The sequence below is a fragment of the Gluconobacter sp. P1D12_c genome (assembly GCF_018812105.1).
GTDB classification, from domain to species: Bacteria; Pseudomonadota; Alphaproteobacteria; order Acetobacterales; family Acetobacteraceae; genus Gluconobacter; species Gluconobacter oxydans_A.
Genome location: NZ_JACSIQ010000491.1, coordinates 1 through 440, shown reverse-complemented (window position 1 = coordinate 440; position 440 = coordinate 1). Strand labels below are relative to the sequence as shown.

The 440-nt window shown below is 46.1% G+C and carries 1 protein-coding gene; it reads left to right on the top strand.

The window, feature by feature from the left end; all coding sequences use genetic code 11:
* Positions 1–440 (top strand): hypothetical protein (locus KP705_RS17820; RefSeq protein ID WP_215765251.1); only part of this gene is annotated, 440 nt, incomplete at both ends.

Genomic DNA, 440 nt, shown 5'->3' with positions numbered 1-440 from the left:
GAGTGGTTCTATAATGAGACACTCAATACGCGACTGATACAGAGGTACGGATCGTTTAAGGAGTTCAAGGGGTCTCTTAATGATGAGAGGCTTCGCATCGTTCGAGATCAGTCTGATGGATCTCTGAAGATGATGAAGAAGCGTGTCATCAATGATGCTGAGCTTTTCACGAAGCGTGATGAAGGCGAAGCCACGATAGGTGTCCCTAAATCATTGGATATGTTCGGGCCCGATATTGCTATGGCTCTCTGTGTTGAGCCTTCTCTTGATGGTCGTGTCATCGTTGGTGATGAAATAAAATTCGAGCAGATGGAGAATAAGATTGTTGGGCTGATGCTCCCGCATCATGCTTTCTATAACGTCTCTGAACCCTGTCTTATGGTCCAGAATTATACGCAGACGCCTGACACTGAACTCGGCAAAAAGGCTCTCGAACTCAT